The organism is Catenulispora subtropica (assembly GCF_039531675.1).
Lineage (GTDB): Bacteria > Actinomycetota > Actinomycetes > Streptomycetales > Catenulisporaceae > Catenulispora > Catenulispora subtropica.
Genome location: NZ_BAAAQM010000003.1, coordinates 1 through 26,561, shown reverse-complemented (window position 1 = coordinate 26,561; position 26,561 = coordinate 1). Strand labels below are relative to the sequence as shown.

At 70.6% G+C, this 26,561-nt stretch carries 21 protein-coding genes and 1 tRNA gene; 13 read left to right on the top strand and 9 right to left on the bottom strand.

The features are described from left to right. The first annotated feature begins 4 nt into the window (after positions 1 to 4). Positions 5 to 841: an aminotransferase class IV gene (locus ABD466_RS03770; RefSeq protein WP_344655492.1), complete on the top strand. Its 837-nt coding sequence runs from the start codon at positions 5 to 7 to the stop codon at positions 839 to 841. Between the two features lie 112 nt (positions 842 to 953). Here the strand turns inward: ABD466_RS03770 and ABD466_RS03765 are convergent, their stop codons facing one another. Beyond that, positions 954 to 1,367 (bottom strand): SsgA family sporulation/cell division regulator, encoded by a 414-nt coding sequence (locus tag ABD466_RS03765; protein WP_344655491.1) that lies wholly within the window; start codon positions 1,365 to 1,367, stop codon positions 954 to 956. Between the two features lie 431 nt (positions 1,368 to 1,798). Here ABD466_RS03765 and ABD466_RS03760 point away from each other — a divergent pair. Beyond that, positions 1,799 to 1,870: transfer RNA gene (locus ABD466_RS03760), tRNA-Val, on the top strand. A gap of 60 nt (positions 1,871 to 1,930) precedes the next feature. On the opposite strand, the gene ABD466_RS03755 is transcribed toward ABD466_RS03760, so the two are convergent. Next, positions 1,931 to 2,569 (bottom strand): alpha-ketoglutarate-dependent dioxygenase AlkB, encoded by a 639-nt coding sequence (locus ABD466_RS03755; protein ID WP_344655490.1) that lies wholly within the window; start codon positions 2,567 to 2,569, stop codon positions 1,931 to 1,933. Between the two features lie 93 nt (positions 2,570 to 2,662). On the opposite strand from ABD466_RS03755, the gene ABD466_RS03750 reads away from it, so the two are divergent. Next, positions 2,663 to 4,300, top strand: coding sequence for an ABC-F family ATP-binding cassette domain-containing protein (locus ABD466_RS03750; RefSeq protein WP_344655489.1), 1,638 nt, complete (start codon positions 2,663 to 2,665; stop codon positions 4,298 to 4,300). Between the two features lie 16 nt (positions 4,301 to 4,316). Here ABD466_RS03750 and ABD466_RS03745 read toward each other — a convergent pair whose 3' ends face one another. Continuing rightward, on the bottom strand, positions 4,317 to 4,922 hold the full coding sequence (locus ABD466_RS03745) for a hypothetical protein (protein WP_344655488.1): 606 nt from the start codon (positions 4,920 to 4,922) through the stop codon (positions 4,317 to 4,319). A 65-nt stretch (positions 4,923 to 4,987) separates the two neighbouring features. Here ABD466_RS03745 and hrpA point away from each other — a divergent pair, with 65 nt between their 5' ends. The 3 genes from hrpA (at position 4,988) to ABD466_RS03730 (ending at position 12,588) form a co-directional block, all read left to right on the top strand. Then, a complete protein-coding gene (hrpA, locus tag ABD466_RS03740) occupies positions 4,988 to 8,920 on the top strand; it encodes an ATP-dependent RNA helicase HrpA (protein ID WP_344655487.1) in 3,933 nt (1,310 codons plus the stop codon). A gap of 99 nt (positions 8,921 to 9,019) precedes the next feature. Continuing rightward, complete coding sequence (locus ABD466_RS03735; protein ID WP_344655486.1) at positions 9,020 to 9,868, top strand: SAM-dependent methyltransferase; 849 nt, start codon at positions 9,020 to 9,022, stop codon at positions 9,866 to 9,868. Positions 9,869 to 9,951: 83 nt separating this feature from the next. After that, on the top strand, positions 9,952 to 12,588 hold the full coding sequence (locus ABD466_RS03730) for an ATP-binding cassette domain-containing protein (protein ID WP_344655485.1): 2,637 nt from the start codon (positions 9,952 to 9,954) through the stop codon (positions 12,586 to 12,588). 87 nt (positions 12,589 to 12,675) lie between these two features. Here the strand turns inward: ABD466_RS03730 and ABD466_RS03725 are convergent, their stop codons facing one another. Then, on the bottom strand, positions 12,676 to 13,164 hold the full coding sequence (locus ABD466_RS03725; protein WP_344655484.1) for an ATP-binding protein: 489 nt from the start codon (positions 13,162 to 13,164) through the stop codon (positions 12,676 to 12,678). Positions 13,165 to 13,287: 123 nt separating this feature from the next. Between ABD466_RS03725 and ABD466_RS03720 the strand changes: the two genes are divergently transcribed. Beyond that, positions 13,288 to 13,782 (top strand): nuclear transport factor 2 family protein, encoded by a 495-nt coding sequence (locus ABD466_RS03720; RefSeq protein WP_344655483.1) that lies wholly within the window; start codon positions 13,288 to 13,290, stop codon positions 13,780 to 13,782. 71 nt (positions 13,783 to 13,853) lie between these two features. Here the strand turns inward: ABD466_RS03720 and ABD466_RS03715 are convergent, their stop codons facing one another. Beyond that, on the bottom strand, positions 13,854 to 14,924 hold the full coding sequence (locus ABD466_RS03715; RefSeq protein WP_344655482.1) for a DUF475 domain-containing protein: 1,071 nt from the start codon (positions 14,922 to 14,924) through the stop codon (positions 13,854 to 13,856). A gap of 311 nt (positions 14,925 to 15,235) precedes the next feature. Between ABD466_RS03715 and ABD466_RS03710 the strand changes: the two genes are divergently transcribed. From ABD466_RS03710 to ABD466_RS03690, 5 genes are all read left to right on the top strand, one after another. Then, positions 15,236 to 16,201 (top strand): carbohydrate ABC transporter permease, encoded by a 966-nt coding sequence (locus tag ABD466_RS03710; protein WP_344655481.1) that lies wholly within the window; start codon positions 15,236 to 15,238, stop codon positions 16,199 to 16,201. Beyond that, on the top strand, positions 16,198 to 17,028 hold the full coding sequence (locus ABD466_RS03705) for a carbohydrate ABC transporter permease (protein WP_344655480.1): 831 nt from the start codon (positions 16,198 to 16,200) through the stop codon (positions 17,026 to 17,028). The genes ABD466_RS03710 and ABD466_RS03705 overlap by 4 nt, the downstream gene beginning before the upstream one ends. A gap of 34 nt (positions 17,029 to 17,062) precedes the next feature. After that, positions 17,063 to 18,499, top strand: a complete 1,437-nt coding sequence (locus ABD466_RS03700; protein ID WP_344655479.1) for an ABC transporter substrate-binding protein — start codon at positions 17,063 to 17,065, stop codon at positions 18,497 to 18,499. A 109-nt stretch (positions 18,500 to 18,608) separates the two neighbouring features. Further along, positions 18,609 to 19,646 carry a cytochrome c oxidase assembly protein gene (locus ABD466_RS03695; protein WP_344655478.1) on the top strand — a complete coding sequence of 346 codons (1,038 nt, stop codon included), beginning with the start codon at positions 18,609 to 18,611 and terminating at the stop codon, positions 19,644 to 19,646. 174 nt (positions 19,647 to 19,820) lie between these two features. Next, on the top strand, positions 19,821 to 20,579 hold the full coding sequence (locus tag ABD466_RS03690; RefSeq protein ID WP_344655477.1) for an Ig-like domain-containing protein: 759 nt from the start codon (positions 19,821 to 19,823) through the stop codon (positions 20,577 to 20,579). A 418-nt stretch (positions 20,580 to 20,997) separates the two neighbouring features. On the opposite strand, the gene ABD466_RS03685 is transcribed toward ABD466_RS03690, so the two are convergent. Both ABD466_RS03685 and ABD466_RS03680 read right to left on the bottom strand, forming a co-directional pair. Further along, positions 20,998 to 21,738, bottom strand: a complete 741-nt coding sequence (locus ABD466_RS03685; protein WP_344655476.1) for an MBL fold metallo-hydrolase — start codon at positions 21,736 to 21,738, stop codon at positions 20,998 to 21,000. A gap of 199 nt (positions 21,739 to 21,937) precedes the next feature. Further along, a complete protein-coding gene (locus ABD466_RS03680) occupies positions 21,938 to 22,270 on the bottom strand; it encodes a YnfA family protein (protein WP_344655475.1) in 333 nt (110 codons plus the stop codon). A gap of 485 nt (positions 22,271 to 22,755) precedes the next feature. Between ABD466_RS03680 and ABD466_RS03675 the strand changes: the two genes are divergently transcribed. After that, on the top strand, positions 22,756 to 24,282 hold the full coding sequence (locus tag ABD466_RS03675; RefSeq protein WP_344655474.1) for a YibE/F family protein: 1,527 nt from the start codon (positions 22,756 to 22,758) through the stop codon (positions 24,280 to 24,282). A 52-nt stretch (positions 24,283 to 24,334) separates the two neighbouring features. Here ABD466_RS03675 and ABD466_RS03670 read toward each other — a convergent pair whose 3' ends face one another. Both ABD466_RS03670 and ABD466_RS03665 read right to left on the bottom strand, forming a co-directional pair. Then, complete coding sequence (locus tag ABD466_RS03670) at positions 24,335 to 25,771, bottom strand: GuaB1 family IMP dehydrogenase-related protein (protein WP_344655742.1); 1,437 nt, start codon at positions 25,769 to 25,771, stop codon at positions 24,335 to 24,337. A gap of 115 nt (positions 25,772 to 25,886) precedes the next feature. Continuing rightward, the coding region (locus ABD466_RS03665; RefSeq protein ID WP_344655473.1) for a L,D-transpeptidase at positions 25,887 to 26,561 on the bottom strand (675 nt) is incomplete at its 5' end.

Sequence of the window (26,561 nt, the reverse complement as noted above, 5' to 3'; positions counted from 1 at the left end):
AGCCATGAGCACTGACAAAGTCTGGGTCGGCACCGGCCTGGTCGACGCCGGGGTCCCGCACCTCTCGGTCTTCGACCACGGCTTCACCGTCGGCGACGGTGTGTTCGAGGCGGTGAAGGCGATCGGCGGCCGGCCGTTCGCGCTCACCCGGCACCTGCAGCGGCTGGCCCGCTCGGCCGCCGGGCTGGGCCTGCCGACCGTGGACGTCGACGCGGTGCGGCACGCCGTGACCGAGACCCTGCTCGCCAACGACGTGCCGCCGCTGGCCCGCATCCGCATCACCTACACGGCCGGCGTGGCGCCGCTCGGCTCCGAGCGCGGCGACCACGGCCCGACGCTCGTGGTCGCGGTCGGCGCCACCAGGCCGCACGCCGACTCGACGGCGATCGCCACCGTCCCGTGGCCCCGCAACGAGCGCGGCGCGCTGGCGGGCATCAAGTCCACGTCCTACGCCGAGAACGCCAAGGCGCTGGAGCGGGCGCTGCGGGCCGGCGCCAGCGAGGCGGTGTTCGCCGACACCACCGGGCGGCTGTGCGAGGGCACCGGGAGCAACGTCTTCGTGGTCCGCGACGGCCGCGTCCTCACCCCCACCCTGGACACCGGCTGCCTGGCCGGTGTGACCCGCGCCCTGGTCCTGCAGTGGGTGCCGGGCGCCGAGGAGACGGACCTGCCGCTGGAGGTCCTCCAGGACTCCGACGAGATCTTCCTGACCTCCACGCTGCGCGACGTGCAGGGCGTGCACCGGGTCGACGACCGCGAACTGCCCGCGCCGGGCCCGGTCACCAAGGACGTGATGGCGGTCTTCGCCGAGCGGTCCGCCGCGGAGCACGACCCTCTGTAGCCACAAGCTGGAAATCCCCGCGAGGCGGAAAACAGCGGAAAACAGCGCCCCCGCCGACGGTGATCGCGTCGGCGGGGGCTCGCTGGGTTCGGGGCCTCGGCTGAACTCGGGCTCAGTTGTCGGCGAACAGGTGGACGAGTTCGGCGTCCAGGTCGTAGAAGCGGTGCTCCAGGCCTGGCGGGACGGCGGCGTTGGTGCGCTTCAGGAAGGACTCCAGCGCCCGCGCCGGGGCCTCCAGCAGCGCCTCGCCCTCGGGCGAGCTCAGTGCCAGACACACGATCGCCTGGCCCCGGCTGCGCGAGGGCCAGACCCGCACGTCGCCGGTGCCGGTGGGGCGGCGCAGCCCCTCGGCGAGCAGCTCGCGGGCGAACACCCAGTCCACGGTGTCCTGCCCGCCGGTGTGGAACGTGGCGTGCACGGCGTAAGGGTCGGCGGTGTCGTAGCGCAGGCCCGCGGGGACCGGCAGCGAGGAGTCGCCGGAGATGACGAGACGCAGCTGCAGCTCACAGGTGACCGATGAGCTCATGGCGGTCGGCCTTTCGCTAGGAGTGCGCCGAGGCGGGCGGTCCCGAACTCAGCGGTTCACACCCCCGCGTTCCATGTGGTCCGCGTCGAGGGGCGCGAAGGAGGAATGCCACGGTCCGGTGGTCCGTAAACCCGTGTGCCCGGTATACGGCGTTGTGCGTAGGCCATCAGGTCGAGGACAAGACCTTGACGTGCAGGACCGACCGCGGGAGGTCGCGCGGCGCAATCCCCCGAATCGGGACAGAACCCACCGTATACCACCGGTGACACAAGGTGACCATTTCCTGCGGTCCGGGCGGGTCGCCGCCCCTTACGCCGCACCCCCGCCGCGCGGCGCGCCCCACGGGGAAAGGGGTGCGCACGAGACCGTCCGGATGCGGTAAGGTTACGGACGTCGGAACGGCCCAGAGGGGCTGAGGGGACAAAAAGCAAGGGCGATTAGCTCAGCGGGAGAGCACTGCCTTCACACGGCAGGGGTCACTGGTTCGATCCCAGTATCGCCCACATCAAGGGACGGCCGCATATCAATTGATATGCGGCCGTTTTCGTCGTTCCCGCCGGAACTCACCGCACTCCCCTCGGCCGGAACTGGACGCTGATCCGCGGGCCCAGTGGCCGGGCCGACTTCGGGACCGCATGCTCCCAAGTGCGCTGGCAGCTGCCGCCCATCACCAGCAGATCGCCGTGGCCGACCTCGTAGCGGAGGGCGGGGGCGCCGCCGCCCCGGGGGCGGAGGGCCAGGGTGCGGGGAGTGCCGAGGGAGATGATCGCCACCATGGTGTCGTGGGTGGAGCCGCGGCCGATGGTGTCGCCGTGCCAGGCGACGCTGTCGCGGCCGTCGCGGTAGAGGCACAGGCCGGCGGTGGTGAAGGGCTCGCCGAGTTCGGGGGCGTAGTGGCGGTTCAGGGCGGTGCGGGCCTCGGTCAGGAGGGGGTCGGGCAGTTGCTCGTCGTCGCCGTAGAAGCACAGGAGGCGGGGAACGTCGACCACGCGTTCGTACATCATCCGGCGTTCGGCTCGCCAGGGTACGGATTCCATCAGGCGGGTGAAGAGCTCGTCGGCGCCGGAGATCCAGCCGCGGCGCAGGTCGAGCCAGGCGCCGTCGGTAAGGGGGACGCGTTCGACGGAGTCGCCGAGGGGGCCGACGGCCTCCGGGGTGCCGGCGTCGAGGAGGGAGCCTTGGAACCAGCCGTTGTCGAACATGTGTTCAATACTAAGCGGAGGGCGAGGTCGGGACGCTAGGGTCTTCGCACACGCCGACAACAACGTCACGAGCACAGCAGGAGTCACGCCGCCATGAGCGCCACGGTCGTCGCCAAGGAACTCACCGCCGGGCACGGCGACCGCGTGCTGTTCTCCGGGCTGGACCTGGTGGTCTCCCCCGGCGACGTGATCGGCCTGGTCGGGGTCAACGGGGCCGGGAAGTCCACGCTGCTGCGGCTGCTGGCCGGTTTGGACACGCCCGAGCAGGGCGGCGTGCAGATCAGCCCTCCGAACGCCACCATCGGCCACCTGCCGCAGGAGCCCGAGCGACGGGCCGGGGAGACGGTGCGGCAGTTCCTGGCCCGCCGCACGGGTGTCGCGGCGGCCCAGGAGGCGCTGGACGCCGCCACGGAGGGTCTGGTGGAGGGCGTACCGGGGGCGGACGACGCCTATTCCGAGAGCCTGGAGCGCTGGCTCGGCCTCGGCGGCGCGGACCTCGAGGAGCGGGCCGACGCGGTGGCGGCGGACCTGGGCCTGGCCGTCGACCTGGACCTGGAGATGACGGCCCTGTCCGGCGGGCAGGCGGCGCGCGCCGGCCTGGCCGCGCTGCTGCTGAGCCGCTACGACGTGTTCCTGCTCGACGAGCCGACGAACGACCTGGACCTGGACGGCCTGGAGCGGCTGGAGCGCTTCGTCGCCGAGCTGCGCGCGCCGGTGGTGCTGATCAGCCACGACCGGGAGTTCCTGGCGCGCAGCGTGAACCGGGTGGTCGAGCTCGACCTCGCGCAGCAGCTGATCCGCCAGGTCGGCGGCGGTTACGAGGACTACCTGCGGGAGCGGGAGGTCGAGCGCCAGCACGCGCGCGAGGAGTACGAGGCCTACGCCGAGACCAAGGCCGGTCTGGAGGCGCGGGCTCACATGCAGCGCAACTGGCTGGAGAAGGGCGTCAAGAACGCGCTGAAGAAGCGGCCGGACAACGACAAGAACGCGGCCAGGTTCCGTGCCGAGTCCACGGAGAAGCAGGCGGCGAAGGCCCGCCAGACCGAGCGCCGGATCGAGCGCCTGGAGGTCGTGGAGGAGCCCCGCAAGGAGTGGGAGCTGCGCATGACGATCGCCGCCGCGCCCCGCTCCGGCTCGGTGGTGGCGACCCTGCGGGAAGCGGTGGTCCGTCGTGGCGACTTCACCTTGGGCCCGGTCAACCTGCAGATCGACTGGGCCGAGAAGGTCGCGATCACCGGCGCCAACGGCTCGGGCAAGACCACTCTGCTGGCGGCCCTGCTCGGCCGGATCCCCCTGGACGAGGGCTCGGGTTCGGTCGGCTCCGGCGTCGTGATCGGCGAGGTCGACCAGGCCCGGGGCCTGTTCCTCGGTGAGCAGGCGCTGCTGCGCGCCTTCGAGGAGCAGGTGCCCGAGCTGGAGCCGGCGGACGTGCGCACCCTGCTGGCCAAGTTCGGCCTGAAGGCGGACCACGTGCTGCGCTCGGCCGCGACGCTGTCGCCCGGCGAGCGGACCCGCGCGGCCCTGGCCCTGCTCCAGGCCCGCGGGGTGAACCTGCTGGTGCTGGACGAGCCGACCAACCACCTGGATCTGGCCGCGATCGAGCAGCTGGAGTCGGCCCTGGCGAACTACCCGGGGACGCTGCTGCTGGTCACGCACGACCGGCGGATGCTGGAGGCGGTGCAGACGACGCGGCGGCTGAACGTGGAGGCCGGGAAGGTCAGCGAGGTCTAACCCCGGTCTCGAGCTCCTAGCTCGCCGCCCGCTGCCCCTCGGCGAAGAAGGCCGTGATCTCCTCGACGGTCGCCGCCAGCGGCAGCGCGGCTCCGAACGGCGCGTTCCAGAACTCGCCTTCGCGCGGCTTGTGCGGGCCGACGTACATGTACGGCTCGTTGAGGTAGTTGTCGCCGGGAGACACGCCGTAGTTGACCTCGTCGACGGTCACGCCGACGTCGAAGTGCTCGGGCCACAGCACCGGGGTGGCCTCGGGGGCGAAGGCGCGCAGGGCCTGGTCGCCGCGGTACAGGGCGTCCAGCAGGCCCAGGGCCTCCGCGGGATCCAGTTCCGGGTGCTCGGGCGGCTGGGCGCCGGAGCCGTCGTGGTACAGCCCCACCGGGGCGCCGGCGGTCACGCCGAGGCGTTCGCCGAGTTCCTGGTAGCTGGCCCCGCGCACCGGCACCGGGCTTCCGTTGGACCACACGTTCAGGTGATCCGCGCGCAGTTCCGGCTCGGTCACCGTGGCGATCGCGCCCGGCAGCACGCGCAGCCGGATGGTGTGGTCGCGCCGGTACTGCGGACCGGCGAGCAGCAGCTCCGCGATCCCGTGCAGCGCGTCCCTGGTCTTCTCCACGCCCATCGCATGCCTCCAGCGCAATTAACCAGAAGAAGGAATCCCCGGCGTCAGCCTATCCTTGACGTGCCATGGAATCTCAGCTCAAGACGGCTCCGCTCGCCGAGCTCACCGCTCGCCTCGCGGAGCTGACGCCGCATGACCGGCACCGCCTGTCCCGCCGCATCGACGGCGCCCGACGCATCCGCAACCCCAAGGCGCTCCAGGCTGTGGCGGCGGAGATCGAGGCCGAGATCCAGACCGCCCTGGGCCGGGTCGAGGCCCGGCGGGCCGGCGTCCCGAAGATCACCTATCCGGACAACCTCCCGGTCAGTGCGCGCCGCGACGACATCGCGGCGGCGATCCGGGACCACCAGGTCGTGGTGATCGCCGGTGAGACCGGGTCCGGGAAGACGACGCAGATCCCGAAGATCTGCCTGGAGCTGGGCCGCGGCGTCACCGGGCTGATCGGGCACACCCAGCCGCGCCGGCTGGCGGCCCGCAGCGTCGCCGAGCGGATCGCCGAGGAGCTGGGCCAGCCGCTGGGCGAGACCGTCGGCTACAAGGTGCGCTTCACGGACCAGTCCAGCGACGACACGCTGGTCAAGCTGATGACCGACGGCATCCTGCTGGCGGAGATCCAGCAGGACCGGATGCTGCGCCGCTACGACACGATCATCATCGACGAGGCGCACGAGCGGTCGCTGAACATCGACTTCCTGCTCGGCTACCTCAAGAGCCTGCTGCCGCGCCGCCCCGACCTGAAACTGATCATCACCTCGGCGACCATCGACCCGGAGCGTTTCGCCCGCCACTTCGCCGGCCGGGACGGCCGGGACGCGCCGATCGTCGAGGTCTCCGGCCGCACCTATCCGGTCGAGGTCCGCTACCGGCCGCTGCTGCTGGACGACCCGGAGCTGGACGCCGACGCCGCCGACCGCGACCAGATCCAGGCCATCAGTGACGCCGTGGACGAGCTCGGCCGCGAGGGCCAGGGCGACATACTCGTGTTCCTCTCCGGCGAGCGCGAGATCCGCGACACCGCCGACGCGCTCAAGAAGCGCAACCTCCGCCACACCGAGATCGTCCCGCTCTACGCCCGTCTGAGCTCCGCCGAGCAGCACAAGGTCTTCGAGGCCCACACCGGCCGCCGCATCGTTCTGGCGACCAACGTCGCCGAGACCAGCCTCACCGTCCCGGGCATCCGCTACGTGATCGACCCCGGCTCGGCCCGCATCTCCCGCTACAGCAACCGCACCAAGGTCCAGCGGCTCCCGATCGAGCCGGTGTCGCAGGCGTCGGCGAACCAGCGCAAGGGCCGGTGCGGCCGGCTGTCCGACGGTATCTGCATCCGCTTGTACTCCGAGGACGACTTCCTCTCCCGCCCGGAGTTCACCGAGCCGGAGATCCTGCGCACCTCCCTGGCCTCGGTCATCCTCCAGATGAGCGCGCTGGGCCTGGGCGACGTCGCCGCCTTCCCGTTCCTGGACCCGCCGGACGCCCGCAACATCCGCGACGGCGTGAACCTGCTCCACGAGCTCGGCGCGCTGGATCCCGAGGAGCAGGACCTGCGCAAGCGCCTGACGCCGGTCGGCCGCAAGCTGGCGCAGCTGCCGGTGGACCCCAAGCTCGGCCGCATGGTGCTGGAGGCGGACCGCAACGGGGCGCTGAAGGAGATCATGATCATCGCTGCCGCGCTGTCCATCCAGGACCCGCGCGAGCGCCCCGCGGACAAGCAGCAGGCCGCCGCCGAGAAGCATGCCCGGTTCAAGGAGCAGGGCTCGGACTTCCTGGCCTGGCTGAAGCTGTGGGATTACATCAAGGAGAAACAGAAGGAGCTCTCCTCCAACCAGTTCCGCAAGCTCTGCAAGGCCGAGTTCCTGCACTACCTGCGCATCCGCGAGTGGCAGGACGTCCACAGCCAGCTCAAACAGATCGCCAAGCAGCTGGAGCTCACGCCGAACAGTGTCGAGGCCGGCCCGGACCAGATCCACATCAGCCTGTTGAGCGGTCTGCTGTCGCACATCGGCCTGAAGGACTCGGAGTCGTTCGAGTACATCGGCGCGCGTAATGCGAAGTTCGCCATCTCCCCCGGCTCGGTGCTCTTCAAGAAGTCGCCGCAGTGGGTGATGGCCGCCGAGCTTGTGGAGACCACCCGCTTGTGGGGCCGCGTCGTCGCCACCATCAAGCCGGAGTGGGCCGAGCCGCTGGCACAGCATCTAGTAAAGCGAACGTATAGCGAACCCCACTGGGAGAAGTCCGCGGGCGCCGTCATGGCGTTCGAGAAGGTGACGCTCTACGGCATCCCCCTTGTCGCCTCCCGCAAGGTGAACTACGGCAGCATCGACCCCGAGGTGTCGCGCGAGCTGTTCATCCGGCACGCGCTGGTCGAGGGCGACTGGCAGACCCACCACAAGTTCTTCTCCGAGAACCGCAAGCTGCTCGCCGAGGTCGAGGAGCTGGAGAACCGCGCACGGCGCCGCGACATCCTGGTCGACGACGAGACGTTGTTCGACTTCTACGACGACCGCGTACCGGCCGACGTGGTCTCCGCTCGGCACTTCGACTCCTGGTGGAAGAAGACCCAGCGGGAGGAGCCGGACCTGCTGAGCTTCGAGAAGTCGATGCTCATCAACGACGGCGCGGGCGCGGTGGTGGAGCAGGACTATCCGGACTCCTGGCGCCAGGGCCGGATGAAGTTCAAGCTCACCTACCAGTTCGAGCCGGGCGCGGACGCCGACGGCGTCACCGTGCACATCCCGCTGGCCGTGCTCAACCAGGTCACCGCCGACGGGTTCGACTGGCTGATCCCGGGCCTGCGCGAGGAGCTGCTGACCGCGCTGATCAAGGCCATGCCCAAGGCGCTGCGGGTGAACTTCGTGCCGGCGCCGAACTTCGCCCGGGCGCTGCGCGGGAGCCTGGTCCCGAACGACGGCCCGCTCCGGGACGCGGTCGCCAGCGAGCTGCGCGCGGTGTCCGGGCACCGGGTCGAGCCGACGGACTTCGACCTGGACCGCGTGCCGGACCACCTGAAGATGACGTTCCGGATCGTCGACGACAAGGGCCGCAAGCTGGCCGAGGGCAAGGACCTGGAAGCCCTGCAGCTCAAGCTCAAGGTCAAGACCCGGGACGTGATCAACGACGCCGCCGACGGCCTGGCCCGGGAGGGCCTGAAGACCTGGACGGTCGGCACGCTGGCGAAGACCTTCGAGCAGAAGCGGCGCGGCCTGACGATGAAGGCCTATCCGGCGCTGGCCGACGCCGGCGACAGCGTCGCGGTGCGGCTCTACGACACCGCCGAGGACCAGCGGCGCGCCATGGCCGCCGGCACCCGCCGGATGCTGCTGCTGAACATCAACTCGCCGATCAAGTACATCAACGGCCGGCTGAGCAACCCGGCGAAGCTGGCGCTGAGTCACAACCCCTACGGCAACGCCCTGGCGCTGCTGCAGGACTGCGTGGCCTGCGCCGCCGACCATCTCATCGCTCGCAACGGCGGCCCGGCGTGGGACGAGGCGTCCTACCAGAAGCTGTACGACGCGGTGCGCGCCGACCTGGCCGACGTCTCCATGCAGGTGGTGCAGCAGGTGGAGCGGATCCTCGCGGTCTGGCAGGAGGTGGAGCGCAAGCTCAAGGGCATCACCAGCCGCTCGCTGCAGACCGCGCTGGCCGACGTCCGCGCCCAGCTGACCGCGTTGATCCACAAGGGCTTCGTCTCGGAGAGCGGCTTCGAGCAGCTGCCGCATCTGGCGCGCTACCTGCGCGCGGTGGAGCGCCGGCTGGACAAGCTGCCGGACAACCCGAACCAGGATCAGCTGCTGATGTACCAGGTCCACGACGCGCAGGACGAGTACCAGCTGCTGCTGGACCGGCTCCCGCCGGGCCGCCGGAGCGACCCCGACGTGCGGCGGATCCGGTGGATGCTGGAGGAGCTGCGCGTCAGCCTGTTCGCGCAGCAGCTCGGGACGCCGGAGACGGTGTCTGCCAAGCGGATCTACCGGGCGATCGACGCTATCGAGGGCTGAGTGGCGGCGGGCCGTGCGACGGGTCGGGCAACGGGCCCGGACGACGTGAGCGCCGTCGGCCATATCAGGGTGCGTCGAACCAGGGTATGATCCGGCGCCATGACCCCTGCCGCCGGAACCCCGTGGTCCGACCCCGTAGCCGGCGACCGCTCCGCGACGGAGGCCGACGCGGCGGACCGGATGGATACTTCGACCGCGCATCCGGCGCGTGTCTACGACTACTGGATCGGCGGCAAGCAGAACTTCCCCGCCGACCGCGACGTCGCCACCAAGATGGCCGAGGCGATGCCGGGCATCCCGCGGCTGGCCCGCGCGAACCGCGCCTTCCTGGGACGCGCCGTGCGGTACGCGGCCGAGCGGGGCGTGCGGCAGTTCCTTGATCTGGGCGCCGGCCTGCCGGCCGCGGGGAACACGCACGAGATCGCGCAGTCCGTGCACCCCGACGCCACGGTCGTCTACGTCGACAACGACCCGCTGGTCACCGTCCACGGCCGGGCGCTGCTCGCCGACGAAGCGCGGACCCGGGTCTTCGAGGCCGATCTGCGCGACCCGAAGTCGGTGCTGACGCATCCGGATGTCACCAGCCTCATCGACTTCGACCAGCCGGTGGGGCTGCTGCTGGTGGCCGTGCTGCACTTCGTCACCGACGACGCGGATCCCGCCGGGATCGTCGCGTCGTTCACGCAGACGCTGGCGCCCGGCAGCCACCTGGTGATCTCGCATGCGGGATCGGACCTCGTGCCGGTCGAGACGGACAAGCTGCGGCCGATCTACCGGTCGTCGGCCACCGGCGCCCTGCGCGACCACGGGGAGATCGCCGCTTTCTTCGAGGGCTTCGACCTGGTCGAACCGGGTCTCGTCCGGCTGCCGTTGTGGCGGCCGGAGGAGGCGCCGCCGGAGGACCTGTCGCAGTACTGGGTCTACGGCGGGGTCGGCGAAAAGCGGTAATTACCCTCGGCGGGGTCGTGACCGGCGCACCAACATCGCCAAGTGCGTTGCCGGGCCGGTGTCCGAGCCGAAAAGATGGCTGCGTGTCCCAGCAACCCGAACAGACCGCACCGCTGACCCTGCAGATCCTGCCCGACGGGAGTGAGCGGGTCTTCGACGGCTCCCGCCGGGTCGTCATCGGCCGCGACTCCAACCAGGTCGACGTCATCGTCTCCGAGCCCCGGGCCTCCCGCGTCCACGCAGCGCTCTACGTCAGCGGAGGGGCGTGGATCCTCGAGGACGTCAGCAGCCAGGGCACGTTCGTGCAGAACACGCGCCTGACGCAGCCGATGACGCTGCCCGGCCCCGTGGTGGTGCGGCTCGGCCACCCCGTCGACGGGCAGGAGCTGCGGCTGGTGCCGGGGGCGCGGCGGCCGAACCTGCCGCCGCCCGGCCAGCCCGGCCACCAGGCGCAGCCCGGCCAGCCCGCTCAGCATCAGGCCGCGGCACCCCAGCAGCCCGCCGTACAGCAGACCCCGCCCGGATTCCAGCCGAGCCCGCCGCCGCGTCCGGTGGCACAGCCCGGCCATCCGCAGCAGCCGCCCGCGCCCCACCAGCAGTGGGCCCAGCAGCCCGGCGCCATCCCGCACCAGACCCCTTACGTCCCCCAGCACGTACCGGCCCAGCAGCCGCAGCAGCCCCGCCTCGGCGAGTACACCGGCGTCTACCAGACCGCCGCCAACGCCTCCACCAAGCTGCGAATAGGCCGCGACGCCACCAACGACATCGTCCTGCACGACCTCCAGGTCTCCCGCTTCCACGCCGAACTGCATCTGCGCCCCGGCGGCCGCGGCTTCGAGATCGTCGACCTGCGCAGCCACAACGGCACGTTCGTCGACGGCAACCGGGTCGGCCGCTCCGAGGTGCGCGAGGGCGCGGTCATCGCGATCGGCCGGCACCTGCTGCGGCTGCGCAACGGCCAGCTCGAGGAGTTCGTCGACACCGGCTCGGTGACGTTCTCCGCCGCCAACCTGTCGGTGCTGGCCGGGCCGAAGGTGCTGCTGGACGACGTGAGCTTCGCCCTGGAGGGCGGCGACTTCCTGGCCGTGCTCGGCCCGACCGGCGCCGGCAAGTCCACCCTCATGAAGGCCCTGACCGGCAACCGCCCCGCCGACCGCGGCGCCGTCCTCTATAACGGACGCGACCTTTACGCGAACTACGCGGAGCTCCGCAACCGCGTCGGATACGTCCCGCAGGACGACATCCTGCACCCGCAGCTGAAGGTCCGCGACGCCCTGCGGTACGCGGCGCGGCTGCGCTTCCCCCCGGACACCGCGGCCGCCGAGCGCGAGCACCGCGTCGAAGAGGTCATGGCCGAGCTCGGCCTGACCGAACGCGCGGAACTGGCCGTGGAGAAGCTGTCCGGCGGCCAGCGCAAGCGCACATCGGTGGCGATCGAACTGCTGACCCGGCCCTCGCTGCTGATCCTCGACGAGCCCACCTCGGGCCTCGACCCGGGCTACGAGAAGTCGGTGATGGACCTGCTGCGCCGCCTCGCCGACGGCGGCCGCACCGTCATCACGGTGACGCACAGCATCCAGAGCCTGGACCGCTGCGACCGCATCCTGTTCCTGGCCCCCGGCGGGCAGACCGCGTTCTTCGGGCCGCCGCCGGAGACGTTGCAGTTCTTCAGCCGCGGCACCTACGCCGAGGTGTTCCAGGACCTGGACCGCGCCGCGCCCGGCTTCGCCAAGAACGCGTTCGCCGGTTCTCCGGCCGATCACCAGTACGTGCGGGCACCCCTGGGCGCGCAGCTGAGCAAGGCCAACGGCGCCGGCCCCGCCGTCGCGCAGCAGGCCGCGACCCCGGCGGCGAACGCGAACCCGCACTGGGCCCACCAGCTGTCCACCCTGTTCCGGCGGTTCAGCTCGGTGGTGATCGCCGACCGGCGCAACACCCTGATGCTGTTCATGCAGGCACCGATCCTGGGTCTGCTGATGCTGGCGGTGCTCGGCTCCAACGACCTGTCGACCACCGACCCGGTGGCCGCCAAGAAGGCCGGCTCGGTGCTGCTGGCGCTGGTCCTCGGCGCGACCTACCTCGGAGCGTCCAACTCCATCCGGGAGATCGTGAAGGAGAGACCGATCCTCACCCGGGAACGGGCGATCGGGTTGTCTCCATCGGCGTACGTGCTGTCGAAGGTGTTGCTGCTCGGTCTGCTCACCATCGCGCAGGCCGCGGTCCTGGTGTTCCTCGGCATCGTGCGGCAGGGCGGGCCCGGGCACGGATCCGTGCTGTCCTCCGGCCAGTTCGAGCTGTTCCTCGGCGTCGCCCTGGCCGGCCTGGCCGCCATGGCCCTGGGACTGCTGATCTCGGCCTTCGTCTCCAACGCCGACAAGGCGCTGACCATCCTCCCGGTGATCTTGTTCGCCGAGTTCCTGTTCACCGGCTCGGCCTTCCCGGTGAACAAGACTCCGGGCCTGGCCCAGGCCAGCTACCTGGCCACGGCGAAGTGGGGCTACTCGGCCGCCGCGTCCACCGCCGACGCCGACGTCCTGCTCGGCACCGGCTGCAACGACACCATGCCCGAGCCGCTGCCCGGCGCGAAGTGCGACGCCACGCAGGCGCACAAGGCGGGGGTCTGGTGGGGCGACATGACGGCGCTCAGCGCGCTGACCGTGGTGTGCATCGCCGGTGCGTGGCTGGCCATCCGGCCGGTGGGGCAGCCGAAGCGGAAGTGACGGACCGACACCGCAGACGAACGGCGCGCGCCCCGTATCTTCTGGACGCGCGCCGTTCGTCGTCTGCTTCGCAGTACCAGTGCCGACCTACGCGGCCCCCGCCGCAGCAGTCGCCCAGCACCCCGCGACCCGCCGCAGCGGCAGCTCCACTCGCACCGTCTTCCCGCCGCCATCGGCGTCGGCCGGCACCTCGGTCCGCCCCCCGGCTTCCGCCGTCAGGTCCCGGACCAGCTGCAACCCCCAGCCGCCGCTGTCGTCGGGATGCGGGCTGAGCAGCGCCTTGGGCCGGTGCGGGTGGCGGTCGTGGACGGCCACCGACAGGCAGCCGTATTCCAGCGCCAGTGTCACCTCGGCCTGGCGGCACAGCAGCGCCGCGTGCTTGGCGGTGTTGGTCACCAGCTCGCTGATGATCACGATCGCTGAGTCGACCACGGGTTCGTCCAGGTCCAGCCCCCAGTCGACGAGGATCTCGCGCGCGACGCGCCGCGCGGCCGAAGCCCCCTCGGACTTCGTGGGCACCGCGAAGGTGATCCGGTAGCCGCCAAGCGGCTCCCGCCCGACCCCGAGCACTTCCATCACCTCACACGTCTGTGGCGCGCTTCGTCCCGTATCGGAACGGCTCCCCCGCCGTCGGTACAGTTGCCATGCTGTCCGTGCCTTGGCAGTCATGCCCCCTGCACGGCAGATTCACTCCTGCGAATGCACGTTCATTTGGAGGCGGCATTGAAGAGCGAGCAGGCGATAGCCGACCGCTTCGCCCTCGACGACCTGCTCACGGCCTATGCGGTGGCCATCGACACCGATCAGGTGACGGAACTCACACGGCTGGCCACCGAGGACGCGGTGTTCGACTACCAGTCCAGCGGCGGGCCGCGCGGTCCGGTGGCGGAGGCGCAGCAGTGGCTGGAGAAGGCCCTGGCCCAGGTGCCGGTGCGGGCGCACCTGATCGTGAACCGGCGCTTCGACATCCATGAGGACAGCGCCTGCGTGGAGGCGCACTTCTTCAACCCGATGTCGGTGCGCGTGCCGGGGCAGAAGGGCGACATCTGGAACCCCGGCGGCGGCTTCTACTTCGTCGGTTTCCGCCGCACGGAGAAGGGGTGGCGGATCTCAGAGCTGGTCATGTTGGAGACCTGGAGAGTCGCCGTCGGCGTGCGCGCGGCCGGCGGTTCGAGCGGGCACCACGGCGCCTGACGAAGCTCCGGACGCGGCGGGCTGGCCGGGGTCGGCGTCGTCGACCTGGTCAGCCCGGCGCGTCGGTGCTGTCAGGAGTGCGCGGCCGGGAGATCGGCGCCCGCGCTGCTTTCCCCCCGGGCCTTCACCACCGAGTGGACGAAGGCGGCCACGATCATGGACGTGCCGGCGATCGACGCGACCCAGTCCGGCACGTCCTTGCCGATCTCCACCAGCAGCAGCACGGCGAGGATGCCGATCGAGTAGTACGCCCCGTGCTCCAGGTAGACGTACTTGTCCAGGGCCTTCTTGCGGACCAGGAAGACGGTCAGGCTGCGGACGTAGGCCGCGCCGATGCCCAGGCCGATGGTGAACAGGGCGATGTCCACGGTGACCGAGAAGCCGCCCATGACGCTGTCGAAGGAGAACGACGCGTCCAGAACCTCCAGGTACAGGAACAGCATCAGCGCCTGGCGTCCTTGCGGTGGTGTGTCGCTGCCGGCCGCGGCCAAACTCTCGCTCTTGTCGGCCGCGCTGTCCGACAGCCGCTTGATCGTGAAGTACGTGACCAGGCCGATCACGCCGGCCGTCGGCACGCCGAGCTGGTGCTCCTTGCCGAAGGTGAGCGCGGCGACGCCCAGGAACAGCACGACGCCGACCACCTGGAACGCCTCCAGCGCCAGCGGCTTGAACCGCTCGCCGAACGCGGCGAGACGCCGTTCGAAGAACGGCAGCCAGATCTGGTCGTGGTCGCTGAGGAAGAAGTCCATGAAGATCATCAGCAGGAAGACCCCGCCGAAGGCCGCGATCAGCGGCTGCACGTTGAGGATCTCGTGGGAGTAGCCGTTCGGGTCCTTCACCGAGGAGCTCAGGACGTGGAACGGGTTCTGCCGCGTGGCGGCCACCAGCACCACCAACGGGATCAGCAGCCGCATGCCGAACACGGCGATCAGGATGCCCACGGTCAGGAAGAGCCGCTGCCAGCGCTCGTCGAAGCGGCGGAGCACGGTCGCGTTCACGACCGCGTTGTCGAAGGACAAGGCCACCTCGAGCACCGCCAGCATGGCCACGACCGTCGCCGAGCGGACGCCGCCGAGCCAGAGGGCGAAGACTAAACCCAGCAGGGTGGCGCCATAAGCCAGCCTGAAGTCCCGTCCGCGCATGTCACGGCCCTTTCTGCCAAGCACGCAGCCGTCCGGGACGCCGGAAGCCGACCGCGCCGTAGTGATCGGGCCGCCTGACGCGCACCCACCGTCTCTCTTTCTTAGGATGCCCTATTCAGTCTTCTAATACACGGGCGGGGGCATGAAAAGGGGGGCTTCGCACTCTGCTTCGCGCCCCGTAACTTGTCGCCAAAGGTATGCCCGCGCGTTACCGTTCGTTCCGGGCCCGGCGTCAAGCTGATCGGCGTCGCGGGGCTCTGCGGACTGTCAAGGACTTCCGTATCGGGGCATGGGGTGTAAGGGGTTTGGGATTGGCTGCGCTAGAGGGGGCGTTGGAAAGCGCCGAAGAGGTGCCGGACGCCGCTGTGGGACGGGGTGGGCGGCGGCGCTCGGCGTCGCTGTCGCGAGAGCACGGCCTGGCCTGGCTGTTCCTGCTCCCGTCACTGGCCGTCTTCGCGGTGTTCATCCTGTATCCGCTGGTCGAGTCGTTCGTGCTGAGCACGCACGGGTCGGATATCTTCGGCAACTCCTCGCGTTACGTAGGGTTCAAGCACTTCCAGGATCTGTTCGCCGACCCCGACTTCTACACGGTCCTGAGCACCACGGCGATGTTTACGCTGCTCACCGTGGTTCCCGGGGTGCTCGGAGCGTTGGTGCTGGTGCTCCTCATGGAATCCCGGATCCGGGGCATCCGCATCTTCCGAAGTGCTTTCGCCCTGCCCTTCGCCTTCTCCGCGGCCAGCGCATCGGTGATCTTCGCCGTGATCTACAACCCGGCGATCGGCATCGCCAACGGGATGCTGGGGCACTTCGGCGCCAAGCCGGTGGGTTGGCTGACGGACCCGGCCTGGGTGCTGTTCTCGGTGGCCGCCGTCCAGGTGTGGCTGACGCTGGGCTACAACGTGCTGGTGCTGTCCGCCGGCGTGGCGGCGATCCCGGCCGACATCCTGGAAGCCGCCCGGCTGGACGGCGCGACCGGGTGGCGGCTGCACCGGTCGGTGGTGGTGCCGCTGCTGTCGCCGCAGTTGTTCTTCCTCACGGTGGTCTCCACCGTGAACTCGCTGCAGGCGTTCACCGCGATCCGGGTCCTGGCCCCCGAGGGCGGCCCCGGCGCCAAGGCCATGACCCTGGTGTACGTCATCTACAACAGGGGCTTCGAGAACGGCAACAGCGACCTGGGGACGGCCAGCGCCTATGCGATCGTCCTGCTGGTCATCGTGCTGATCCTCACCGCGATCCAATTCGGGGTGCTGGAGCGGAAGGTGTTCTACCGGTGAGCGCGACGGTGCGGGACCGGCTGGCCAAGGCCCTGGTCTACCTGGTGCTGATCGCCGCCGCGCTGGCGGTGGTGTTCCCCGTCTACTACGCGCTGGCCGGCAGTGTCATGCCGACCCGCGACCTGACCAAGGCGCCGCCGGCGCTGGTGCCGTCGGGGCTGCACCCGCGCAACTTCACGGACGTCTTCAACGCCGTGCCGTTGGGGCACCAGTACCTGAACAGCGTGATCGTCGCCGGGATCATCACGGTGGCGCAGGTGGTGACCTCGCTGCTGGCCGCCTACGCCTTCGTGTTCCTGCCCCTGAAGTGGCGCGGCGCGGTGTTCGGGCTGTTCCTGGCCACCTTGATGATCCCCTGGGAAGCGATCATCATCCCCAACTACAAGACCATCGCCGACGCGCACCTGGCGAACACCTACTTCGCGCTGGTGCTGCCGTTCCTGGCCTCCGCGTTCGGGACCTTCATGCTGCGCCAGTCGTTCCGGCAGTTCCCGATGGAGCTGCGGGACGCGGCGCGGATCGACGGCTCGGGGCACTGGCGGTTCCTGTGGCGGATCGTGGTGCCGGTCTCGCGGCCGACGATCGCGGCGATCGCCGTGTACTCGTTCCTGTCGGCGTGGAACCAGTACTTCTGGCCGCTGCTGGTCACCGACAACCCCAAGATGCAGACGTTGCAGCTGGGGATGTCGCAGCTGAACAACTCCGAGTCGGCCGACCCGCGGCTGATCCTGGCCGGGGTCGCGCTGTCGGTGCTGCCGACGCTGCTGCTGGTGGTTTTCGGGCAGAAGTTCATCGTCAAGGGTCTGACCAGCGGGGCGGTCAAGTAGCACCGTCCCGTCTCACTTCACAGGGGAGATCTCAATGAGGAGAACGTTCCACGGCCGCTCCGCGCGCATAGCCGCCGGGCTGCTGGCCGCCGGGCTCGCGCTGGCCGCGTGCAGCTCGTCGTCGTCGAAGGACGGCTCGTCCGGTGGTTCCAGCGGGGGCTCGTCGAACGGCGCTCCCGGGGCGGACGCGCTGGACAAGGCCACCGGTGTGGTGAACCTGACCTTCTGGCACAGCATGAAGGACACCAACCAGAAGGCGGTCACCGCGATCGTCGACGCCTTCAACGCCAAGTACCAGGGCAAGATCCACGTCACGGACACCTACCAGGGCAACTACGACGACGCGATCGCCAAGTACAAGACCTCGGTGACCTCGCACTCCACGCCGTCGATCATGCAGGTCTACGACGTCGGCACCCGGTTCATGGTGGACTCCAAGCAGACCCTGCCGATCGCCGACCTGGCCGCGAAGGACGGCTTCCCGCTGACCGACCTGCAGCCGAACATCGTGAACTACTACTCGATCGGCGGCAAGCTGCAGTCGATGCCGTTCAACTCCTCGATGCCGCTGCTGTACATCAACGTCGAGGCGTTCAAGAAGGCCGGCCTGGACCCGGCGAACCCGCCGAAGACGCTGGACGAGCTGGCCGACGCCGCCAAGAAGCTGACGGTGAAGGACTCCGGCGGCACCACCACCCAGTACGGCTTCGGCGCGGCGGACTACGGCTGGTTCGTCGAGCAGCTCACCGCCGAGTCCGGCGCGCCCTACTGCGACAACGACAACGGCCGCACGTCCCGCGCCACGAAGCTGAACCTGACCTCCGGGGCGCCGCTGGCCTACACCAAGTGGTGGTCCGACCTGGTCAAGGGCGGCTACGCGGCCAACACCGGCCGGCCCACCGCGGACGCCCAGGCGGCGTTCAAGAGCGGCAAGGTCGCGATGAACCTGGAGTCCACCGGCGTGCTCGGCGGCTATGTGGACGCCGGCGCCAAGGCCGCCACGCCGTTCACCGTGGCCACCGCGCCGTTCCCCAAGGCCAGCGCCTCCGACAGCGGCGGCCCGGTGATCGGCGGCGCGTCGCTGTGGATCGACCGGGTCGGGCACTCCGACGCCGAGGTCCGCGCGGCCTGGGAGTTCGCCAAGTTCGCCTCCTCCGCGCAGCAGCAGGCCGCCTGGCACCAGGCGACCGGCTACTTCCCGGTGAGCGTGGCGGCGCTGCAGGACCCGACGGACGTCGCCTACCGGCAGCAGCACCCGCAGTTCCAGACCGCGATCGACGAGCTGACCGCCACCAAGCCGAGCACCGCCACCGCCGGGTGCGTGCTGGGCGTGATGCCGCAGGCGCGCGCCGACCTGGAGCAGGCGATGCTGAACGTGGCGACCACCGGCACCACCCCCGAAGCGGCGCTGGCGGACGCGTCGTCGAAGATCTCGAAGCTGATCAGCGACTACAACTCGGCCGTCGGCTGAACCGCCGGGTGATTTAAACCCGGAGGAAGCGCAGTCATAGGATGGCTGCGCTTCCTGCCTTTTTGGGCGGAACCACCACGCAAGACGACACGAGCAAGGGCCAGGAGCCATGGTGACGCCAGCCTCGACCACGGTGCCGATGCCCGCTCCGCTGACCGGGTCGGAGGTGGCGACGGCGTGGCACTGGAACGCCGTCGTGATCGCGATCCTGCTGGCGGTCGCGGGGCTCTACGCGGCGGGAACGGTGCGGGTGCGGCGCAGCGGGGAGGCCTGGCCGGTCAACCGGACGGTGGCGTTCTGGCTGGGCCTGGCGCTGTTCGGGTGGACGACGATGTCGTTCCTCGGGGTGTACCAGCAAGTGCTGTTCTGGCCACGGGCCGTGCAGATCATCACGCTGCTCATGGTGGTGCCGCTGTTCCTGGCGCTCGGCGCACCGGTGCGACTGGCGGTCGAGGGCGGACCGCGATGGCTGGCGGTGGCGATCCGGCGCGCGCTCGCCTCGCGGATCGCGGCGCTGGTGACGTTCCCGGCGGTGGTGTCGCTGGTGTTCCTGGCGACGCCGTTCACCGTGTACTTCTCGCCGCTGTACGAAGACACGCTGCGCTCGCGCGGGGCGGCGTGGGTGCTGAGCTTCGCGCTGACCGGGCTGGGGTTCTTCTACTACTGGACGCGGTTGCGGCTCGACCCGGTGCCGAAGGAGTACCCGCACCTGGTGTCCGTGTGGATCACGTTCGCGGAGGCGATCGCCGACGGGGCACTGGGCCTGACGCTGATGCTGGGGCACAACCTGGTCGCCGGCGACTGGTACACGGCGCTGAACCGGGGCTGGGGGCCGACGCCGAAGCAGGACCAGGTGTGGGGCGGCGGGGCGCTGTGGCTGATCGGCGACCTGGCCGGCGTGCCGTTCATCGGGGCTCTGTGGCGACGGATGTTCACGGAGGACCGGGAGCGGGCCGCCGAGGTGGACGCGGAACTGGACGCCGCGGAACTGGACGCTTGGGCGACCCCGGCACCGGCGTCCATTTCTCATACTTCTGCGGCAGGCGCCGCCGAAGCCGCCCCCGATGAGGAGTCACTGCGCTCCCGTCCCTGGTGGGAGACCGATCCGGTGCTGGGCCGCCGTTACGGGTTCCAGGACGAGGACTGACCAGTTCCCCGACGATCACCCATTCGGCCTCGTCTGTTTACACGAGGTTGATCTAAGCATCATGACGGATGTCCGTTTTGATGCGATCCAGGAGAGTTGTCCACATCGCCGGGACCGCAGCGACACCCCGTCGCCGGCCTGGACGGTCGTAGCACGATCTGGAGGACAACCACCATGAACTTTCGCAAGACGCTGACCACGCCGCACGCCCGCCGCTGCTCCACGGCGGCGATCGCGACAGCTGCCGCCGCCCTGATGCTGACGCCGGCGACGGCGTTCGCGAGCGGGCATCCGGCCGGGCCGGAGCGGCCGGCGAGGGTGGGGCATGACGTGAAGCATTCGACGTCCGGGCACGCGGGCCCGGGACACGCCGGCCACAAGAACGGCCATAAGAACGATCAGCAGCCCGGTCACAAGAAGGGACGGCCGAGCCACCACACCGGCTCGGCCGGAACCGGCGCGCATCACCCCAAGGGTGTCATGCACCGAGTCGCCGACCCCTCCACCACCGACGGCGCCAGCCCGGACTCGGGCGGCACGGACCGGAAGCCGCCGTCGTCCAACACCCCGAAGACCCCCAAGTCCGACAACCAGAAGACCCCGAAGTCCGGCCCGAAGAAGTCCCCCGAGTCCGGCCCCGTCGCCACGGTGACAAAGCTCTCGATGGGCAAGAAGCTCACCTCCACCCGCGCCGTCACCATGTCAGCCCGCGTCTCCATGGCCCACCGCACCGCCGGCACCCCGCGTGAAACCGGCACCGTCGACTTCTTCGTCGACGGCTCCTCCTCCGGCCCGATCCCCATCTCCAGCAACCGGGCCTCGGTCAAGGTCAAGCTCAGCCCCGGCAAGCACACCGCCACCGCCAAATACAGCGGCGACTCCGCTCACTCCGCGAGCGAGTCCGGCCCGGTGAGCTTCACCGTCAGCGAGTAGCACCCGCCCGACGCGACGCGGGCGGCCGGCGACACCCGGGACGCCGACCGTCCGCTCCGCGACCGATGGGTGGGCTGCACAACCAGCGCATGCCCCGGCCATCCGACCTCCCGCAGTCTCGGCACGGCCTGCCACAAGGCTGCCCGACCACCGCGTTTCCTCGCCATCCCGCTCGCGCCACTCGACGCGCTGCCCGCTGCCCGCTGCCCGCTGCCCGCTGCCCGCGCCACCACTACTACCCACACCGGCCATCCCGCTCCGCGCAGCGACCCGCAGCTGGTCCGGCCTCCAACCTGCCGGCCAGGGCCTCAGGGCTCACGCGCCGAGCCGCCCCACCACCGTGCAATCCGGCCATCCGGCCTCGCACTCATCCGGCCTCGCGCTCGCGCTCATCAGGGCGGCGGCTCGGCAGCGGCGCCTACAGCTCGAAGGACAGGCCGCTGGTCGCGACGTAGATGCGGCCTTCGTAGTCGCAGGAGGCGGCATCGACGTATTCGTCGGGTTCGGCGCCGGCCCAGAGGTGGGTGAGGATCAGGCGGCCGACGTCGGCTTGGGTGGCTTGGCGGGCGGCGTCGCGGGCGGTGGAGAGGTTGCCGCCGTCGTCGGTGGGGGTGTGGGTGGGGTAGGTCGCTTCGGCGATCAGGGCGTCGGCGCCTTGGGCGAGGGTGGGGAGGGAGGGGGTGGGGCCGCCGTCGCCGGTGTAGACGAGGGAACTGGTGGCGGTGGTGAGGCGGAGGGCGGCGTTGGGGAGCCAGTGCGGGAGGAGGGTGGTGCGGGCGTCGAAGGGGCCGATGGCGAAGGTGTCGCCTGGTTCGAAGTCGTGACGGGTGAGGGCCGCGTCGAGCATGCCGGGGCGGTCGAGGGCCAGGACGGCGTCCAGGGCTCGATGGGGGGCGTGGACGCTGAGGGGTTTCGGGTCGTTGCCGCCCAGGGCGCGGGCCCGGAGCAGGGGGTTGAGGTCGGAACAGTGGTCGGGGTGGCCGTGGCTGATGTAGACCGCGTCCAGGTCCTCGACCGGCATCACCGCCATCAGCTCGGGCAGGACCGCGTAGCCGGCGTCCACGAGGAGGGAGAATCCGTCGTGTTCCACCAGGAATCCACTGCAAGGCTCCGTAGCAGTCGGCCACGCACCGCTGCCGCCCAAGACCGTCACGCGCATGCGTCGATCATGCCCCGACAAGGCCCTCGCGCGCGACGCCCGGTCCGCGATCAGAACATGATCGGACCGCCGCCGGGTCCGCACCTACTGTCGGCGCGGCAGGAGGCTGATATGCACCGGCGGCGTGGCGGGTCGTCCGGTCGGCGAGCCGGCTCCGCTGCGCGTGGCCCGCCGCGGCGAGGGTCGGCGACGGACGGGGTCAGCGCCGCGGCGCGTACATGATGATCGCCATGCCCACCAGACACACGGCGGCCCCGATGATGTCGAAGCGGTCCGGGCGGTAACCGTCCGCGACCCACGCCCACAGCAGCGATCCCGCGACGAACACCCCGCCGTACGCGGCCAGCACCCGGCCGAAGTCCCCTGACGGCTGAAGCGTGGCCACGAATCCGTACAGCGCCAGGCTCACCGCCCCGCACGCGGTCCAGGACCAGCCCCGATGCTCGCGCACGCCCTGCCAGATCAGCCAGGCTCCGCCGATCTCCAGTACGGCGGCCACCACGAACAGCACCACCGACCGCGCCACCGTCACCGGTCCTCGACCTCCCAGTTCCCGACCACTGACCACGTATCCTGCAAGCGGCGAGGCGAAGGCGCACCATCCGCGACCCGCACCATCCGCGGCCCTCGCCGCCGGCCACCGCGCCGCCAGCCTAGATCCTCACCTCCCAGGAGTCCGTCCCAGAGCACGCTCCGCGAGACGCACGACAGCCCCCTCCGTCTCCGGCGAGTGACACCTCCTCGACACCAGTCAAGAATCCGCAAAGATGTTCACTCGACCTGGCTTGCTTCTGAACTTCAGCCGCTATCGTGTGGCGGCAGCCCGGGCCTGTGCGCGTCCGCAGGAAGCGGGTTCGCCCAGCAACGCCGACCCACGGAGTGCCGATGGCCGTTAGCAGCCGACGTTCGAGGTCCGGGCATGGGAGCAGCGGGGGCGGAAGAGGACGCGGAGCCGGGCACAGTCACGGGCACGGGCCGGCGACGCCCGCGTCGCCGCGGCTGCGCACGCTGATCACCGTGTTCCTGCTGCCGGTGGCGGCGGCCGCGGTGGCCGGGTTGGCCCTGTTGTGGCCGCAGAACACGAAGCCGACGTCGCCGATGCCTTCGCAGACGTGGGTGCACGGCACGGTCACCGCCTCCAAGCTGGTGGAGGCGGCTGCCGGGGGTACCGGCAACGCGCCCGGGAACGGTGCGCCCACCGGGCTGGGTACGCAGGACAAGATGAACAACCAGCTCACCATCCAGATCACCGACGGGCCGACCAAGGGGACGTCCGCGACGGTGACCGTGGGGGTGGATCCCGCGACGCCCAAGTACGCGGTCGGGGACGACCTGGTGCTGGTCTACGACCGGAGCCAGCCGCCGGAGGGCCAGTACGACATCCGGGACTTCCAGCGGGGGCCGCCGCTGATGAGCCTGGCGATCGTGTTCGCGCTGTTCGTGGTCGTGGTGGGACGGTGGCGGGGCGTCGGGGCGATCGCCGCGTTGGCCGTGTCGTTCGGGGTGCTGATCAAGTTCACGCTGCCGGCCATCGTGGCCGGGGAGAACTCGATCGAGGTGGCGGCGGTGACCGCCGGGGTCATCCTGTTCGCGGCCATGTACGCCACCCACGGCGTCTCGGTCCGGACCTCGGTCGCGGTGCTCGGGACCGCGCTCAGCCTGGTGCTGATCGGCGGGTTGGGCATGGTCAGCACCGAGCTCGCGCATCTGACCGGACTGGGTGAGGACACGGCGCAGACGGTGGCGGGGCTGTTCGGCAAGGTCGACGTGCAAGGTCTGCTGTTGGCCGGCATCATCATCGGCGCGCTCGGCGTCCTCAACGACGTCACCGCCACCCAGGTCTCGTCGGTCTGGGAGCTGAAGGCCGCCGACCCGTCGCTGGGTGCCGGCGAGCTGTTCCGGGCCGGGATGCGCATCGGTCGCGACCACATCGGCTCGACCGTCAACACGCTGGTCCTGGCCTACGCCGGCGGGAGCCTCCCGCTGTTCGTCCTGCTGACGACCTCCAGCCAGGGCTGGTCCGGGGCGGCCGGGGCCGAGGTCGTGGCCGAGGAGATCGTGCGCACGTTGGTCGGTTCGATCGGGCTGGCCGCGGCCGTGCCGATCACGACGGGGCTCGCGGCGTTCTTCGCCGCCGGGGAGGACCTCGACGACGACGAGGACGACGCGGCGTCCTTGTCCTATTCGGACCTGCAGGAGCGCCGAGGCCGCCGCCGCGGCGTGATCGACGACCTCAGCGACGACACCCCGGTCACCGACGACACCCTGGCCGGAGCGCGCCTGGGCCGCAACAGCGCCTCGGCCGGCCGCGTCAGCCCGGTGTCACGCATGCCGGAGAGCCGGCGTAGTGGCGAGTGGAACCTGGACGGCACCCGAGCGGGCGCCGGGGCCGGATCAGGAGGCGGCGACAACCGCGACCTCCGCCGCGCGGCACCCCGCCCGATGCCCTACCCCGCTCCCCCGCAGCAGCCCGCGCCGGATCCGTACGGCCAGACCCCGTACGGCTCGTCCGACCCCTTCGAGAATCCGCAGTACTACCAGTAGAAGCGGCTGGGCGCGGGAGAAGCTCACCCGCGCCCACGCACATCCCGAGGCGTCACCAGCTGCTGTGCAGCGGCTTCCCCTCGGCGTACCCGGCAGCGCTCTGCACCCCGACCACGGCCCGCTCGTGGAACTGCTCCAGGTCCTTCGCCCCGGCGTAGGTGCACGAGCTGCGCACTCCCGCCGTGATGGCGTCGATCAGGTCCTCCACGCCCGGCCGCTCCCGGTCCAGGTACATCCGCGAGGTGGAGATCCCCTCCTCGAACAGCGCCTTGCGGGCCCGGTCGAACGCCGAGTCCTCGGCGGTGCGCAGCTTCACGGCGCGCGCCGAGGCCATCCCGAAGTTCTCCTTGTAGAGCCGGCCGTCGCTGTCGCGGACGGCGTCGCCGGGCGACTCGTAGGTGCCGGCGAACCAGGATCCGATCATCACGTTCGACGCGCCCGCGGCCAGGGCCAGGGCGACGTCGCGCGGGTGGCGGACGCCGCCGTCGGCCCACACGTGCTTGCCGAGGCGGCGGGCCTCGGCGGCGCACTCGTGGACCGCCGAGAACTGCGGGCGGCCGACGCCGGTCATCATGCGGGTGGTGCACATGGCGCCCGGGCCGACGCCGACCTTGACGATGTCCGCGCCGGCCTCGATCAGGTCGCGGGTGCCCTCGGGGGAGACCACGTTGCCGGCCACCAGCGGCACGCCCGGGTTGAGCGCGCGGACCGCGGCCAGGGCCTCGAACATCCTGTCCTGGTGGCCGTGGGCGGTGTCGATGACCAGGACGTCGGCACCGACGCCGAGCAGCTCCTCGGCCCGGGCGGCGACGTCGCCGTTGATGCCGATGGCCGCGCCGATCCGCAGGCGGCCGCGGGAATCCAGGGCCGGCTTGTACAGGGCCGAGCGCAGGGCGCCCTTGCGGGTCCACAGGCCGGTCAGCTTGCCGTCGGCGTCGACGACCGGGGCCAGCCGGTGCTTGCCGTTCAGTGCGTCGAAGGCCTGCTGGGCGCCGGTGCCGTCGGGGATGGTCAGCAGGTCCCGGGACATGATGTCGGCCAGGTTGGTGAACCGGTCGACGCCGGCGCAGTCGGCCTCGGTGACGATGCCGACCGGCCGGTCGTCCGCGTCCACGACCACCAGGGCGCCGTGCGCGCGCTTGGGCAGCAGGGCCAGCGCCTCGCCGACGGTGCTGTGCGGCCCGAGCTTGATCGCGGTGTCGTGGACCGGGCTGCGGTCCTTGACCCAGCCGATGACGTCGGCGACCACGTCGAGCGGGATGTCCTGGGGGATGACGGCGATGCCGCCGCGGCGGGCCACGGTCTCGGCCATGCGGCGGCCGGCGACGGCGGTCATGTTGGCCACGACGAGGGGGACGGTGGTGCCGGTCCCGTCGGAGCTGCTGAGGTCCACCGCGAGGCGGGAGCCGACTTGGGAACGGCCGGGGACCATGAACACGTCGTCATACGTCAGGTCGTACGGCGGGGAGTAATCATTCAGGAAGCGCACGTAGTAAGACTGTATCAAAACGGTCACGAGCGCCTCCCCCGCCGGTGAGAGGGGTCACCGGACGGGGAAAGGCGCTCGCTGTGGGACCTCCGTGAAGGGTGCTGCTACTCCGCGCTCAGTAGACGATCACGGTGTCCCCGACCCGGGTGTCCGCGAAGAGCCGGTCCACGGCGGCCCGGTCGCGGACGTTCACGCAGCCGTGCGAGTGGTGCGCGTAGCCGTAGGTCTTGAAGTCGATGGAGAAGTGGACCGCCTCGCCGCCGCTGAAGAACATCGCGTCCGGCATCGGGGTGTGGTAGATCGTCGAGACGCAGTCCTTCATCTTCATGTAGATGTCGAACTTGCCCTTGCGCGTCGGGTTGTTCTCGTCGCCGAACCGCACGTCCATGCCGTACTGCGGCTTGCCGTCGACCACCCACAGCAGGGTCTTGGTGCTCATGTCTATGCAGATCACGCGGCCGGTCATGCAGCGCGGGTCCATCGGGCCGGGGGTGTTGCTGCCGTGCGGCACGCCGGTCAGCCAGCCGGTGCCGGTCGGCGGCTTCGGGGCGGGCGGCGTCCACTTCGGGGTCGGGGCGCCGGGCCGCGGCGTGAAGACCTTGGACGGCACCGACGTGGGATCGGCCGGGTTGGTCGTCGTCGCGGCGTTTTCGACCTTGCCGGACGTGCTGCCGGCCGGGGCCGCCGGCAGGGCCTGAGTGCTCGGCGCGGAGCGGGGGCTCGCAGCCGTCGACGGGGCCGCGTCCGGGGCGGCGGCCGGCGACGTGGCCGGCGCGCCCGACGTGGCCGG

What these genes read in the sequence shown, in the direction of transcription:
- ABD466_RS03695 (WP_344655478.1), top strand. Translation starts at nt 18,609, where the DNA reads ATGGTGACGCCAGCCTCGACCACGGTGCCGATGCCCGCTCCGCTGACC.
- ABD466_RS03770 (WP_344655492.1), top strand. Translation starts at nt 5, where the DNA reads ATGAGCACTGACAAAGTCTGGGTCGGCACCGGCCTGGTCGACGCCGGG.
- ABD466_RS03715 (WP_344655482.1), bottom strand. Translation starts at nt 14,924, where the DNA reads ATGCGCGGACGGGACTTCAGGCTGGCTTATGGCGCCACCCTGCTGGGT.
- ABD466_RS03750 (WP_344655489.1), top strand. Translation starts at nt 2,663, where the DNA reads ATGAGCGCCACGGTCGTCGCCAAGGAACTCACCGCCGGGCACGGCGAC.
- ABD466_RS03720 (WP_344655483.1), top strand. Translation starts at nt 13,288, where the DNA reads ATGCACGTTCATTTGGAGGCGGCATTGAAGAGCGAGCAGGCGATAGCC.
- ABD466_RS03745 (WP_344655488.1), bottom strand. Translation starts at nt 4,922, where the DNA reads ATGGGCGTGGAGAAGACCAGGGACGCGCTGCACGGGATCGCGGAGCTG.
- ABD466_RS03690 (WP_344655477.1), top strand. Translation starts at nt 19,821, where the DNA reads ATGAACTTTCGCAAGACGCTGACCACGCCGCACGCCCGCCGCTGCTCC.
- ABD466_RS03765 (WP_344655491.1), bottom strand. Translation starts at nt 1,367, where the DNA reads ATGAGCTCATCGGTCACCTGTGAGCTGCAGCTGCGTCTCGTCATCTCC.
- ABD466_RS03685 (WP_344655476.1), bottom strand. Translation starts at nt 21,738, where the DNA reads ATGCGCGTGACGGTCTTGGGCGGCAGCGGTGCGTGGCCGACTGCTACG.
- ABD466_RS03725 (WP_344655484.1), bottom strand. Translation starts at nt 13,164, where the DNA reads ATGGAAGTGCTCGGGGTCGGGCGGGAGCCGCTTGGCGGCTACCGGATC.
- ABD466_RS03700 (WP_344655479.1), top strand. Translation starts at nt 17,063, where the DNA reads ATGAGGAGAACGTTCCACGGCCGCTCCGCGCGCATAGCCGCCGGGCTG.
- ABD466_RS03735 (WP_344655486.1), top strand. Translation starts at nt 9,020, where the DNA reads ATGACCCCTGCCGCCGGAACCCCGTGGTCCGACCCCGTAGCCGGCGAC.
- ABD466_RS03755 (WP_344655490.1), bottom strand. Translation starts at nt 2,569, where the DNA reads ATGTTCGACAACGGCTGGTTCCAAGGCTCCCTCCTCGACGCCGGCACC.
- hrpA (WP_344655487.1), top strand. Translation starts at nt 4,988, where the DNA reads ATGGAATCTCAGCTCAAGACGGCTCCGCTCGCCGAGCTCACCGCTCGC.